The organism is Streptomyces sp. NPDC059564 (assembly GCF_042735575.1).
In the GTDB taxonomy this organism is placed as follows: Bacteria; Actinomycetota; Actinomycetes; order Streptomycetales; family Streptomycetaceae; genus Streptomyces.
Map to the genome: position 1 here is coordinate 1 of NZ_JBHWBP010000208.1, position 13,188 is coordinate 13,188.

Sequence of the window (13,188 nt, forward strand, 5' to 3'; positions counted from 1 at the left end):
TTCAGCAGCATCAAAAGTTGAGTCGTTGCACTTATTGAGTCGGTGTGTTTTTCTGAGCCCATGAACCCACACCCCATGAACCCGCACCCCCGCATCGCGGTCATCGGCGCCGGCCCCGGCGGCCTGACCTGCGCCCGCATCCTCCAGCAGTACGGCCTCGCGCCCACGGTCTACGACCTCGCCCCCTCCCCCGCCGCCCCCGACCAGGGCGGCACCCTCGACCTGCACCCGGGCTCCGGCCAGCACGCCCTGCGCGCGGCCGGTCTCCTCGACGCGTTCCTGGCCGAGGCCCGCCCCGAGGGACAGCAGATGCGTTTGGTCGGCCGGGACGGACGCGTCCGCTTCGACGCCGCCCCACCCGCGGGCGACCCCTCGGAGGGCAATCCCGAGATCGACCGGGGTCAGCTCCGCGACCTCCTCCTCGGCTCCCTGAACCCCGGCACCGTGCGCTGGGGCCACCGGCTCACCCGCGGCGAACCCCTCGGCTCCGACGGCGTCCACCGTCTGCACTTCGCCGACGGCACCACCACCGACGTCGACCTCGTCATCGGCGCCGACGGGGCCTGGTCCAGGATCCGGCGCCTGCTCTCCGACGCCACGCCCCGCTACACGGGCGTCACCTTCGTCGAAACCGGACTGAACGACGCCGGCACCCGCCACCCCCGGCTGGCCGCCCTCACCGGGAACGGCACGATGATGGCGCTCGACGACAACCGGGGCTTCGTCGCCCAGCGCAACAGCGGGGGCCACATCCGCGCCTACATCGGCATGCGCACCGAGGAGGACTGGCACCAGCGGGCCGGTATCGACACGACCGACGCCCCCGCCGTGCGCGAAGCCCTGCTCAAGGAGTTCGCCGGCTGGAGCCCGGACCTGCTCGGCTTCATCACCGACACCGACACCGGCTACACCAACCGCCCCCTGTACGCGCTGCCCGTCCCCCACACCTGGTCCCACACCCCCGGCGTCACCCTCCTCGGCGACGCCGCCCACCTCATGTCGCCGTTCTCCGGCATGGGCGCCAACCTCGCGATGCTCGACGCCGCCGACCTCGCGCGGGCCCTCGTCGGCCACCCGACCGTCGACGCCGCCGTCACCGCGTACGAGGCCGTCCTGCTGCCCCGCTCCACCGAAGCCGCCGCAGGAGCCGCGGAAGGCATCGACGGAGCGTTCGCCCCCGACAGCGCCGCCCAGGTCCTCGCCCACATGAGCGGAGCCTGACCGGCGCCCGCGTCAGTCCCGCAGCCCCGTGACGTCGCCGACGTGGCGCAGGCTGGGGGCCAGCAGGATCGCGTGCAGCTGCTGGAAGAGCTGACGGGCCGCCACCGCGTTCCAGTCCGGCGGCAGCAGTTCCGTGGGCAGGCCCGGGTCCAGGTACGGCAGGCGCCGCCACTGGGTGAGCAGCGGGACGTAGTGGCGGAACGCCTCGGCGGGTTCGGGCTCGGCTTCGGCCGCCGCCAGCCGCGCCGCGACCGGCGCGTAGGTATCGGTGAACGCCGCGTACTGCGTCTGGATCGCCGGGAAGTCCCACCACGAGCTGACCGTGCCCGGCAGATCGCTGAAGGCCGCGTACTCGGCGGCGAAGAGATGGACGTACTCGCTGAGGCCGAGCCGTACGAGCATGCTCCGCGCGTCCTGGAGCAGCCGGCCGGGCGCCAGCCACACGCCCGGGGCGATGTTGCCGAAGCCCAGCCAGCTCAGGCGGGTGCGCAGCTGGTAGCGGTGGGAGCGTTCCGACTCGGGTACGGAGAACACCGCCATGGCCCAGCCGTCCGCCAGGTCCGCGGGTTCCAGGCTGGCGAAGATCCGGCGGTCTCCCTCGTCGAAGACGGGCAGGAACGCGGGGCTCAGCCGGTAGCCGGTGGCGTCGCGGCGCTCCGGTTCGAGGACTCCGCGCTTCTTCAGCCGGGAGATCGCCGAGCGCACGGCGGGGCCGTCGACGTCCAGTTCGCCCATCAGCGTGATCAGGTCCGCGATGGAGATCCAGCCGCCGAGGCGGCGCAGGAACGCCCCGTAGACCGTGTTGATCAACGAGCTGGGCCTGAGGGGGCTGTCCGACATGATCGCCTTCCGTTGTACGCGGTCGCGATCATATCGGTGCCCCCTCGGGGCCCGGCCGGTCAGGCATAGGCCCCCGACAGCAGGTGCCCCGCACCCGGGGCGACGGCCGGGAGGTCCAGGGCGCGCAGCATCTGGTGGGCGGTGCACACGGCGGCCGAGACGACCGGCTTGCCCAGGAGCTGCTCCGCCTCCTCGATGACGCCCAGCGAGGGCATCTGCACGCAGGCGGACAGGACGACCGCGTCGGCGTCGGCGTACTCCAGCGCGCGGGCGAGGCCGGGCAGCCTGGCCGGGTCGTGCGCGGCGACGTCGAGGTTGTTCGGGATCTCCAGGGCCCGGTGGTCGATGACCTCGATGCCCTCCCGGGTGAGGTAGTCCACGACGGTCTGCGTGAGGGGGCGCATGTAGGGGGCGAGCAGGGCGATCTTCTTGGCCCCGATGGTGTCGAGCCCGTGGACGAGGGCGCCCGCGCTGGTGACGACCGGTGCCGGGGCGCCGTTCTCGACCGTGCGCCGGTGCAGCCGCTCCTCGGAGACCCGGTGGTAGCCGGGTCCCATGCTCATGATGGCCACGAGACAGGCGTAGCCGAGTACGTCGACCCGCGCGTCGGAGAGTTCCACCGCGCAGCGGTCGGAGTCGGCGTCCATGGCCTTGAGCTGCTCCGGGGTCACGTGGGTCATGCGCATCCGGCTGGAGTGGAAGGTGAACCGCTCGTCCGGTGCGATGCCGGCGCGGGCGCGCAGGATCGCGGGAACCTCGGTCTCCATGGTGACGTTGGAGCTCGGCACGATCTGGCCGATGCGGTAGGTACGGGGCGGCACGGTACTCCTCGGTTCTCGGTCGGTACGGAGGTACGGGGATCAGCGGGCGTCGACGACGGGGTTGGCCAGGGTGCCGATCAGCTGGACCGTGGCCTCCACCGTGTCACCGGGCGTGAGGAACTCGGGCGGGACCATGCCGGCCCCGACCCCGGAGGGCGATCCCGTCGCGATGACGTCGCCGGGCTCCAGGGTCACGCCGGAGCTGATGTCGGCGATCAGCCGGGCGATGGGGAAGAGCATGTGCCGGGTGTTCGACTTCTGCTTGGTGACCCCGTTGACGCGCAGCGAGAGGTCGAGGTCCATGGGGTCGGGGATCTCGTCCGCGGTGACGACGACCGGGCCGAAGGGCGCGTACGAGTCCTGCCCCTTGGAGAAGAACCACTGGCCGGAGCGGCGCTGGTCGCGGGCGCTGATGTCGTTGACGATGCTGAAGCCAAAGATGTGGTCGTACGCGTCCTCCTCGCTCACCCGGTGGGCGGTGCGGCCGATGACGACGGCGAGTTCGCACTCCCAGTCCAGCTGGGTGGTGAGGTCGGCGTTGTGCAGGATGGGCGCGCCGGGGCCGGTGACGGCGGTGGCGGGCTTGCTGAACAGCACGGGGCGGGGCGGGAGTTCCTTGTCGGTGTCGAGGCTGCGGCTGGACTCCTCCACGTGTTCGACGTAGTTGAGCCCGACGCCGATGATCTTGCCGGGGCGCAGGGGCGCGCCGAGACGGACGTCCTCGGTCCGGTGGACGGCGTGGGCCGGCCGGTCTCCGCCGAGCAGTCGGCGGACGGCGTCGAGGGTGGAGGGGCCGGCCTGGATGAGGCCGAGCAGGTCGTGCGGGAGCGGGACGCCCGCGTGGTCGGCGAGGGCGGCGACGTCGAGGACGTGGCCGTCCGTCTCGACGCCGAGGCGCGGTGCGGCTCCGTACGGGGCGGCGGTGAAGGTCAGCAAACGCATGGGGGGCTCCTCGCGGGTCAGGCGGTGGTGGCGGTGACGGGCTGGTGGCCGCCGTGGTCGGGGTACGCCTCTTCGCGGTGGAAGCCGAGCGAGCGCATGACGGGGAAGTCGTTGAAGGAGAAGAGGCAGGCGTCCTCGGACGGGTCGAGGTTGTGGTGCTCGTGCCAGGCCCAGGACGGGACGCAGAAGATGTCCCCTTCCCGCCACTCGAAGCGCCGTCCGGCGATCACGGAGGCGCCGCGGCCCTTGGCGACGGTGTAGATCACCGAGCCGGTGTGCCGGTGGGCGGCGGTGACCTGCCCGGGGCGCAGCAGCTGCATGTGGGCACCCATGGTCGGCATTACCGGGCCGCCGGTCACCGGGTTGGTGTACTCCGCGATGACCCCGTCGTACGGGGAGCCCTCGGTCGCCTTGGCGAGGCCGCGCAGGGCCTCGTAGGTCGGCTCCCACGGGTAGGCGAGCAGCGGGGAGTAGGGCCGGGTCCACTTCTGCGAGCCGTACGGCAGCAGGGCGGCGGAGTAGGTGAGGACGGAGGAGTTGACGACCTTCCCGGGCTTCTGGTGGAGCTCGGGGTGCACCTCGTAGAACCCGGCGTCCAGGGCGTTGACGAGCGGGATGTCCAGGCCGTCCTGCCATATCACCGGGGCGTCGGTCCCGTCGTTGCCGTGTTCGTGCCAGGTGCCGTTCGGGGTGATGGCGAAGTCGCGCGGGCCGACCTTGAGCTTCTGGCCGTCGACGATGGTCCAGGCGCCGGTGCCCTCGTGGACGAAGCGCAGGGCGGCGGCCTGGTGCCGGTGGGCGGTCATGGCCTCGCCGGGGCCCATGATCTGGAGGCCGGTGTAGAGGAGTCCGGCGGCGGCGCTGACGTCCCTGCGGCCGGGGTTGACGAGCATGACGACGCGGCGGCCGGCGTCGTCGGCCTTGACGAGGCCGAGGGCCTTGTGGACGAGGGGCCGCAGCTCCTCGTAACGCCACAGCACGGGAACGGACTTGGGCTGCGGGTACCAGGGCTCGATGTCGTTGGCGACGGTCCACAGGGCGCCGGCGTCCAGGGCTTCCAGCTCGCCGTAGTAGGCGGTGAGTTCGGGGGTGTCGGAGACCCGGGCGCGGCCGAGCATGGTGTCGTCCTGCTCGATGGTCATGCGTCCTCCTCAGGGGTGGTGGTCAGGGGGCCCGGGAACGGCACGGTGAAGGTGACCGGCGGGCGCGGGGTGTTGTCGACTTCGAGGCGGAAGATGTCGAAGCGGTTGTAGTGGCCGGTGATGTCGTGCATCTGCTTGGGCTGGATGCAGCGGCCGAGGTCGATCTCGCCGTAGACGATGCCCTCGTCGTCGACGAGCGGTTCGGTGACGGGGCGGCCGTCGGGGCCGAAGATGCCGGACAGGGCGCTGCGCGGCCGCTGGAACTGGGCGCGCAGTTCCTCGTCGTCCCCGGCGAGGAGCTCGACGATCTCCGGGGAGACGGTGGAGCAGGCGACGACGGAGAAGACCTTGCCCTCGAAGCTGTGGGCGGCGGTCCGGACGGCGATGGCTTCGGCCATGTCGTAGTCGGCCGGGGCGACGGGCAGTGCGATGTAGCAGGCGGCGTGGACGAGTTCGCCCTGAGCGAGGAGGGCGAACCGGGCCAGGGTGTTGGTGTTCTCCCCGCAGGCGAGGGCCCCGAGCGGGCCGACGGGGGTCTGGTGGACGCGCAGGGAACTGCCGTCTCCGCCGGTCCAGGTGAGCTTCTCGGCCCAGGTGGGCACCAGTTTGCGGTGGACGCCGAGGAGCTCGCCGTCCGGGCCGATGGTGAGCAGGGTGTTGTAGAGGACGCCGAGGCTGTGGGCGGCGCGCTCGTTGACGCCGATGACCACGACCACCCCGTGCTGGCGGGCCGCCGCGCGCAGGGCGTCGACGTGGGGGCCGGGGATGTCGACCGAGGCGCGCTGGAGGCGCTCGAACCAGGGCGAGCCCTGGACGGGGTTCATCGTCCAGTTCCAGTACGGGTATCCGGGGACGAACACCTCGGGGAACACGATCAGCCGGGCCCCGTTCCCGGCCGCCTCGGCGATCAGGGCGACGGCCTTGTCGACGGTGGCGGCGGGGTCGAGGTAGACGGGCGCGGCCTGGACGGCGGCCGCCGTGAAACGGGGCAGGTCGCAGGGGGGCTGCGGACGGTTCAACGGGGGACTCCCCTTTCAGCGGGACGCGGTGGCGACGCGCGGCAGCCAGCGCTGGTGCACGGGCGCGGCGGCCTGCCGCAGGAGTTCCAGGCGCGGCGGCACCCGGTCCGTGCGGGCGGCGGGCGGACGGCCGCTGCCGGCCTTCCAGGACGGCGCCCAGGGCGCGGCCGGGCCGCGGTAGCCCTGGGCGGCGGCCGCGTGCAGGGTCCACAGCGGGTCGTGGAGCTGGGCGCGGCCCACGCCGCACAGGTCGGCGCGGCCGGCCAGGATGATCGAGTTGACGTCGTCGTACGTGGAGATCGCGCCGACGGCGATGGTCGGTACCCCGGTGGCGTTGCGGATCAGGTCGGCGTACGGGGTCTGGTAGCTGCGGCCGTAGCGCGGCCGCTCGTACGGGACGACCTCGCCGGTGGAGACGTCGATGGCGTCGGCGCCCGCCTCGGCGAGGGCCCGGGCGATCCCGACGGCGTCGGCCTCGCTCAGGCCGCCCTCCGCCCAGTCGGCGGCGGAGATCCGCACCAGCAGCGCCTTCCCGGCGGGCCAGGTCTCCCGTACGGCGCGCAGCACTTCCAGGGGGAAGCGCAGCCGTCCGGCGAGGGTGCCGCCGTACTCGTCGGTGCGCTGGTTGGTCAGCGGGGAGAGGAACCCGGAGATCAGGTGCCCGTGCCCGTACTGGAGTTCCAGGGCGTCGAACCCCGCCCGGTCGGCGCGTGCGGCCGCGGCCGTGAAGTCCCGTACGACCTGGTCCATGTCGGCGCGGGTCGCCTCGCGGGGCGCCGGGGCGTGCTCGTCCCAGGGCTGGGCGGAGGCGGCGATCGGCGGTCGTGGTCCGGCGGCCGCGCGGCGTCCCGCGTGGGTGAGCTGGATGCCGAGGCAGGTGTCGCTCTGGCCGTGGACGAAGCCCGTGATCCGCTGCCAGGCGGCCTCCTGTTCGTCGCTCCACAGGCCCGGGCAGCCCGGGTCGGGGCGGGCGTCGGCGCCGACGGCGGTCATGCCGGCGATGACGAGACCGGCCCCGCCGAGGGCCTGGGTGCTCAGGTGGACGAGGTCGAAGTCGCCCGGGATGCCGTCGCGGGCGGTGGCGAGGGCGGTGGGCGGGACGACGACACGGTTGCGCAGGTGCAGGCCGCCGATCCGGAAGGGGCGGAACATCGGCGGGACGGGTGCGGTGGTGTTGACGGCGGTGGTGAAGGCCTCGTCGCGGACGCGCAGGTTGTCGTAGGTGACGCGGCGGCTGCGGGTCAGCAGGTTGAAGGCGAACTGGTGCGGGTCCTGGCCGGTGTAGCGGTCGATGTTCTCGAACCATTCGAGGCTCGCCTGGGCGGCCCGCTGGGTGGACTCCACGACCGGCCGGCGCTCGTCCTCGTACGCGGCGAGCGCGCCGGGGACGTCGCCCTGGTGCTCGTGCAGGCAGGCGGCGAGGGCGAGGGCGTCCTCCATGGCCAGCTTGGTGCCGGAGCCGATGGAGAAGTGGGCGGTGTGGGCGGCGTCGCCGAGCAGGACCACGTTCTCGTGCCGCCAGGTGCGGTTGCGCACGGTGGTGAAGCTCAGCCACTTGGAGTTGTTGGGCAGGAGCCGGTGGCCGTCCAGGTGCCCGGCGAGGATCTCCTCGCAGCGGCGGATGCCGTCCTCGTCGCTGGCGCCGGGCGCGTACGCGCGGCCGGCGGATTGCGCGAAGCCGGCGCGCTGCCAGGAGTCCTCGTCCAGCTCCACGATGAAGGTGGAGCGGGTGTCGTCGTACGGGTAGGCGTGCACCTGGAGGGTGCCGAAGTCCCCTTCCTCCACGATGAAGGTGAAGGCCTCGAAGACCTTGTCGGTGCCGAGCCACATGTAGCGGCCGGAGCGCTCGTCGAGGTCGGGGCCGAAGGTGTCGGCGTAGGCGGCGCGGGTGGCCGACCGGACGCCGTCGCAGGCCACCACCAGGTCGTACTCGGCGGCGAGTCGGCCGGCGGGCGGGGCCTGGGTGCGGTAGCGGACGTCCACGGCGAGGGCGGCGCAGCGGTCCTGGAGGATCCGCAGCAGGCTGCGCCGGCCGAGGGCGGCGAAGCCGTGGCCGCCGGAGGTGAGGGTGCGGCCGCGGTAGCGGACGTCGATGTCGCTCCAGCGGGCGAACTCCGCCGACATGGCGGCGTGGATCTCGGGGTCGGCGGTGGCGATGCCGTCGAGGGTCTCGTCGGAGAAGACGACTCCGAAGCCGAACGTGTCGTCGGGGGCGTTGCGTTCCCAGACGGTCACCTCCCAGTCCGGGGAGAGCTGCTTGGCCAGGGCCGCGAAGTACAGGCCTCCGGGCCCTCCTCCGATGACTGCTACGCGCACGGGGTACCTCCTGTGGTTCTGGTTCCGGTGATCAGCTCGGGGGCCTGCGGGCCCGCCTTGGTGAGGACCTCGCGCACGTCGGCGGGCCAGGGGGTGGTGCCGGTGGCGCGGGCCGCCGAGTGGGCGATGACCATGCGGCCGGTGGCGGCCTCCGCCCCCTCCTCGCCGAGGACCGTGAAGGCGTAGTGCAGGGAGCTGGTGCCGACCTTGGTGACGCGGAGCTCGGTGCGGACGGCTTCGCCGAACCAGAGCCGGGCGCGGTAGTCGGCCTCGAAGTGGACGCGGGGGGTGCTGCCGAAGAGGTGGGACAGGCCGAGCCGGCGCAGCAGTACGGCCTCGGCGGCCTCGACCCAGCGGACGACGGTGGAGTGGTGGTAGTGGCCGGCCGCGTCGGTGTCGGGCCACTCGACGCGGCGTTCGACGGTGACGCTGGGCAGGTGGGTGACGAGCGCCTCGGGGGTTCCGGCGGCGCAGGACCCCTCGGCCGGTTCGCGTTCGGTGCGTCTGTCCTCGGCGCGGGCCTCGGCCCGGGCGCGTCCGCGCAGTTCGGCGCGCTGGAGCTTGCCGTTGGTGGTCCGGGGGAGTTCCGCGACGAACTCGACGGCCCTCGGGTACTTGTACGGGGCGATGGCCGCCTTGACGTGGGCCTGGAGCGTACGGACGGTGTCCTCGGCCGTCGGGACGCCCTCGCGCAGGACGACGTACGCCTTGACGACCATGCCGCGCCGCTCGTCGGGGGCGCCGACGACCCCGCAGTCCTCGACGTACGGGTGGGCGGCGAGGGCCTTCTCGACCTCCGGCCCCGCGATGTTGTAGCCGGAGGAGACGATCATGTCGTCGCTGCGGGCCACGTACCAGAAGTAGCCGTCGGCGTCGCGGATGTAGGTGTCGCCGGTGATGTTCCAGCCGTTCCTGACGTACGTCGTCTGGCGCGGGTCGGCGAGGTAGCGGCAGCCGGTGGGTCCGGTGACGGCCAGCAGGCCGGGCTGCCCGTCGGGGACGGGATCGCCGCGCTCGTCGACGACGGCGGCCCGGTATCCGGGGACGGGCCGGCCCGTTGAGCCGGGGCGGATGTCCTGGTCGGCGGCGGAGATGAACACGTGCAGCATCTCGGTGGCGCCGATGCCGTCGATGATGCGCAGGCCGGTGGCGGCGTGGAACTCCTCCCACACGGCGGCGGGCAGGGGTTCCCCGGCGGACACGCAGCGGCGCAGGCCGGACAGCTGCCCGGTCGCCCCGGCGGCCATGATCGCTCGGTAGGCGGTGGGTGCGGTGAACAGGACGGTCACCCCGTGCGCGGCGACGAGGTCGGCCAGCTCCTGGGGGGCGGCCTGCTCGATCAGCAGGGTCGAGGCCCCGACGTGCAGGGGGAAGACCACCAGTCCGCCGAGTCCGAAGGTGAAGGCGAGCGGCGGCGTCCCGGTGAAGACGTCGTCGGGGCGGGGTCGCAGGACGTGCCGGGAGAACGTGTCGGCGTTGGCGAGGACGTCCCGGTGGAAGTGCAGGGTCGCCTTGGGGCGGCCGGTCGTACCGGAGGTGAAGGCGATGAGCGCCACGTCGTCGGCGGCCGTCTCGACGGCGGTGAACCGGCCCTCCTTCGTGGCGCAGCGGGCGGTCAGATCGGCCGCGCCGGGGCCCCCGTACGGGATGACCGGCAGACCGGGCGCGCCGGGAGGGGCGGGAAGGGCGGCCGTTTCGAGCTCCCCGGTGTAGCGGTGGTCGCAGATGGCGACCGTCGGGAGGCTGATCTCGCACAGTTCGGCGAGTTCGGTGGAGCGCAGCAGCGGCATGGTCGTGACGGCCACCCCGCCCGCCTTGAGCACCCCGAACCACGCGGCGACGAGCCAGGGGTTGTTGGGGCCGCGCAGCAGGACGCGGTTTCCGGGCCGGAGGCCGTGGTCCTCGGTGAGCACCTGGGCGACCTGGTCGGCGCGCCGCTGGAGCTCGCCGTAGGTCCAGCGTTCGGTCGGGGTGAGGAGACAGGGACGGTCGGGGCCCCAGCGTTCGACGGCGTCGTCGAGCAGGCGGCGGGCGCAGTTGAGCCGGTCGGGATAGTCCAACTCGGGTAGCTCGAAGTGGAGTTCGGGCCAGAGGGAGAAGTCGGGCAGCCGGTCGCGGCAGAAGGAATCGGCATGTGCCGAAGGGGAGAGCTCCATGGGGCGGCACCTCGATCAGGGAGCAGCGGGGGGAGATGGGGCAAGTATCTCGATATTTTGGCGGCCGTCAACTTTCCGCGATATCCCGGTTCCGCGCGGCACCGTCGCGGCGACTCGGGAGACGGGGATGCGCACGCGCACGGACTTGCCGAACTCGTGGGCCAGCACGGCGAGTTCGCCGCCCATCTCGGCGGCCATGAGCTGGACGAGGAGCAGTCCGCGCCCGCTCTCGCCGTCCGGGTCGACCCCGGCGGCGGGGTCGGGCAGCCGGGGCAGGGCGGCCGCCCCGTCGGCAACCTCCAGCCGCAGCCACCCCTCGCCGCAGGAGACGCCGACGCACATTCGGCCGACGGCGGTGGCGGCGTGCCGGACGACGTTGCCGACGAGTTCGCTGACGGCCAGCAGCAGGGTGTCCGCGAGGTCGGCGGCGATCCGCCAGCCTTCGAGCACGGCGCGGACGCGGCTCCGGACCAGGGGAACGCTCGCGGCGGTGGGCGAGTCGACCCAGTGGACGAAGACCCGGGCGGGTTCCGGGGCCGGGGCCGGGACGGAATCCCGGTCCGCGACCGGGGCGTCGACCGGGGCGTCGACCGGGGACAGGCCCTGGGACGGGGCGGGAAAGGGGGGCGCGGGGTGCGCTGCGGCGGTGAGCATGACGTGCTCCCAGAGGGGGTGAGCGACGACACCGCTGGAGTGGCTCGTGTAACCGGCGCGAAAACTAAACAGCCGATGGGCTTGTTGTCAGCGGAAATACGTCGCTAGAGTTTTGATTACACGTGTAACACGTTAAGACCCCCCGGGCGCCACGCGCAAGCATTTCGGACAAAGCGTTACGAAGCCCGGGGCCGGCAGAAGGGCCGCAATGACGCAATCCCACCCGGCCGAGCTCGACCTGGCCGACATGACCTGGCCGCCCCCGCCCTACCAGCCCCCGGTGCCGCCCGTGACGGACGAGCACGGCGTGCGCCACTTCCACGGGGTCACGTACGCCACCACGCCGGGCTACCGCCCGCGGCTCCTCGACGTCCGGCTGCCGGCCGGCGAGGGGCTCTTCCCGGCGGTCGTCTGGATCCACGGCGGCGGCTGGCTGGACGGCGACCGCCGCTACCCGCCGCCGACCGTGCCCGCCGCCCTGCTGCACGGCTCGGTCCTGGCGGCCGGGCTCGCGCTCGTCTCCATCGACTACCGGCACAGCCTGGAGGCCCCCTTCCCGGCCCAGCTGCACGACGTGAAGGCCGCGATCCGCTACGTCCGCCACTTCGCCGGAACCCTCGGCATCGACCCCGACCGGATAGCCGTCTGGGGCGAGTCCGCGGGCGGCCACCTGGCGGCGCTGGCCGGGCTCGTCGGCCCCGGCAGCGCGGACGCCGCAGCGCTGGAGGGCACGCACGGGGTGGGCGCCGGGGACACCGACGTCCGGGCCGTCGTCGACTGGTACGGGGTCTCCGACATCGTCGCCCTGGCCGGGCACCCCATGCCCGCGATGGCGATGCCGCCCGGCGTCGAGTTCCCCGACCCGTACGAGGCCCTGCTCGGCGGCACCGAGGCGGAGCGGCCGGCGCTGGCCCGGGCCGCGAGCCCGGTGACGTACGCGGCGGACTCGACCCCGCCGCCGTTCCTGCTGGTCCACGGCACGCGGGACGGGCTGGTCCCGTTCAGCCAGAGCGAGGCGCTCGCCGAGGCCCTGGCGGGGGCGGGCGGCGAGGTGACGCTGCGGCCGGTCGACGGCGCCGACCACATCTTCCTGGGCTCCCCCGACATCCAGGGGATCGTCGCGGAGAGCGTCGCGTTCCTGGCCGGCCACCTGGGCGCGGCGGGAGCCTGAGGCCCCCGGGCCCGGGCCTGCTCCCGGGCCCGGGACCGCATCCGCGTCCGCGTCCGCTCCCTCGCGGTCCTGTTCCGCCTCGGGGCCCGGCCCGGCCGGTCCCGAGGGCACGTCGATCATCCAAGGACCGCGGACGCCACCCCGCACGCGGTCGCGAGAGGCACTCATGTCCCGCAATCCACTCCCCCAGAACCCCGCCGCCGGGCGCCGTCCCGGTGTCCTCGCGGCGGGTCTCGTGCTGCTGGCCCTCGCCACGCTGCCGGTCCTCGCCGTCCAGCCGGACCCGGCGGACCCGCCGTTCCAGGGGCTGGACGACCGGTGGCTGTCCTGGATGGGCGGCCCCCACGAAGGGCCGTACGCCGTCCTGGCCGCCGTCCTGAACTGGTTCGGCGGCCCGCTGGGTGCCGTCGTTCCGCTCGCCCTGCTGCTCTTCCTGCTCCTGCGCAGACGCTGGGCCTCGGCGGGGTTCCTGCTCTGCGTCTACCTCGCCGGCAACGTGCTCGTCGTCCAGGGGCTCAAGCACCTGGTGGACCGGCCGCGCCCGGCGCACCCCCTGGTCCGGGTCGACCACGGCTCGTTCCCGTCCGGGCACGCGGCCGGGGCGGCGCTGCTCGTCGTACTCGTCGGCGCACTGCTGGTGCCGGCCGCCCGGCGGCGGGCCTGGTGGCCCGGGGGCGCGGTGTTCACACTGGCCATGATGTGGAGCCGTACCTGGCTGCACGCGCACTGGCTCACCGACACGGTGGCCGGAGCGGCCGCCGGAGCGGGCGCGGGTCTGGTGGCGTGGTGGCTCTGCGCCCCCGCGCTGGCCCGGGAATCCGTCCGCGACCGCCGGGGGGCGGCCGCGAGCGCCCCGGCCGTCGCCCCCGCGCTCCCGTAACGGAAACAGGACGGCGGCTCCCGGTC

At 73.3% G+C, this 13,188-nt stretch carries 11 protein-coding genes and 1 pseudogene; 3 read left to right on the forward strand and 9 right to left on the reverse strand.

Features of this window, described 5'->3' with window-relative positions; translation table 11 throughout:
• Positions 1-60 precede the first annotated feature (60 nt).
• Complete coding sequence (locus ACFV0Q_RS27795; protein WP_385009100.1) at positions 61-1,221, forward strand: FAD-dependent oxidoreductase; 1,161 nt, start codon at positions 61-63, stop codon at positions 1,219-1,221.
• Between the two features lie 12 nt (positions 1,222-1,233).
• On the opposite strand, the gene ACFV0Q_RS27800 is transcribed toward ACFV0Q_RS27795, so the two are convergent.
• The 9 genes and pseudogenes from ACFV0Q_RS27800 to ACFV0Q_RS27840 form a co-directional block, all read right to left on the reverse strand.
• Positions 1,234-2,061: a PaaX family transcriptional regulator C-terminal domain-containing protein gene (locus tag ACFV0Q_RS27800; protein WP_385009101.1), complete on the reverse strand. Its 828-nt coding sequence runs from the start codon at positions 2,059-2,061 to the stop codon at positions 1,234-1,236.
• Between the two features lie 59 nt (positions 2,062-2,120).
• Positions 2,121-2,828: an Asp/Glu racemase gene (locus ACFV0Q_RS27805; RefSeq protein ID WP_385009109.1), complete on the reverse strand. Its 708-nt coding sequence runs from the start codon at positions 2,826-2,828 to the stop codon at positions 2,121-2,123.
• Between the two features lie 93 nt (positions 2,829-2,921).
• On the reverse strand, positions 2,922-3,824 hold the full coding sequence (locus ACFV0Q_RS27810; protein WP_385009102.1) for a fumarylacetoacetate hydrolase family protein: 903 nt from the start codon (positions 3,822-3,824) through the stop codon (positions 2,922-2,924).
• 17 nt (positions 3,825-3,841) lie between these two features.
• Complete coding sequence (locus tag ACFV0Q_RS27815) at positions 3,842-4,966, reverse strand: cupin domain-containing protein (RefSeq protein ID WP_385009103.1); 1,125 nt, start codon at positions 4,964-4,966, stop codon at positions 3,842-3,844.
• Complete coding sequence (locus tag ACFV0Q_RS27820) at positions 4,963-5,985, reverse strand: carbon-nitrogen hydrolase family protein (RefSeq protein ID WP_385009104.1); 1,023 nt, start codon at positions 5,983-5,985, stop codon at positions 4,963-4,965. Before ACFV0Q_RS27820 ends, ACFV0Q_RS27815 begins: the two co-directional genes overlap by 4 nt.
• Before the next feature lie 15 nt (positions 5,986-6,000).
• A complete protein-coding gene (locus ACFV0Q_RS27825; RefSeq protein ID WP_385009105.1) occupies positions 6,001-8,301 on the reverse strand; it encodes an FAD-dependent monooxygenase in 2,301 nt (766 codons plus the stop codon).
• Entirely contained in the window at positions 8,292-8,846 is a 555-nt protein-coding gene (locus ACFV0Q_RS27830; protein WP_385009110.1) for an acyl-CoA thioesterase, read from the reverse strand. The genes ACFV0Q_RS27825 and ACFV0Q_RS27830 overlap by 10 nt, the downstream gene beginning before the upstream one ends.
• Positions 8,832-10,457: pseudogene (locus ACFV0Q_RS27835) on the reverse strand (AMP-binding protein); the annotation flags it as partial. The gene ACFV0Q_RS27830 and the pseudogene ACFV0Q_RS27835, both read right to left, overlap by 15 nt.
• Positions 10,458-10,472: 15 nt before the next feature.
• Entirely contained in the window at positions 10,473-11,111 is a 639-nt protein-coding gene (locus ACFV0Q_RS27840; protein ID WP_385009106.1) for an ATP-binding protein, read from the reverse strand.
• Positions 11,112-11,319: 208 nt separating this feature from the next.
• On the opposite strand from ACFV0Q_RS27840, the gene ACFV0Q_RS27845 reads away from it, so the two are divergent.
• Both ACFV0Q_RS27845 and ACFV0Q_RS27850 read left to right on the forward strand, forming a co-directional pair.
• The gene (locus ACFV0Q_RS27845; protein WP_385009107.1) at positions 11,320-12,282 is read left to right on the forward strand and encodes an alpha/beta hydrolase fold domain-containing protein; all 963 of its coding nucleotides are present in this window, start codon (positions 11,320-11,322) and stop codon (positions 12,280-12,282) included.
• A 166-nt stretch (positions 12,283-12,448) separates the two neighbouring features.
• Positions 12,449-13,162 carry a phosphatase PAP2 family protein gene (locus ACFV0Q_RS27850; RefSeq protein ID WP_385009108.1) on the forward strand — a complete coding sequence of 238 codons (714 nt, stop codon included), beginning with the start codon at positions 12,449-12,451 and terminating at the stop codon, positions 13,160-13,162.
• Positions 13,163-13,188 lie beyond the last annotated feature (26 nt).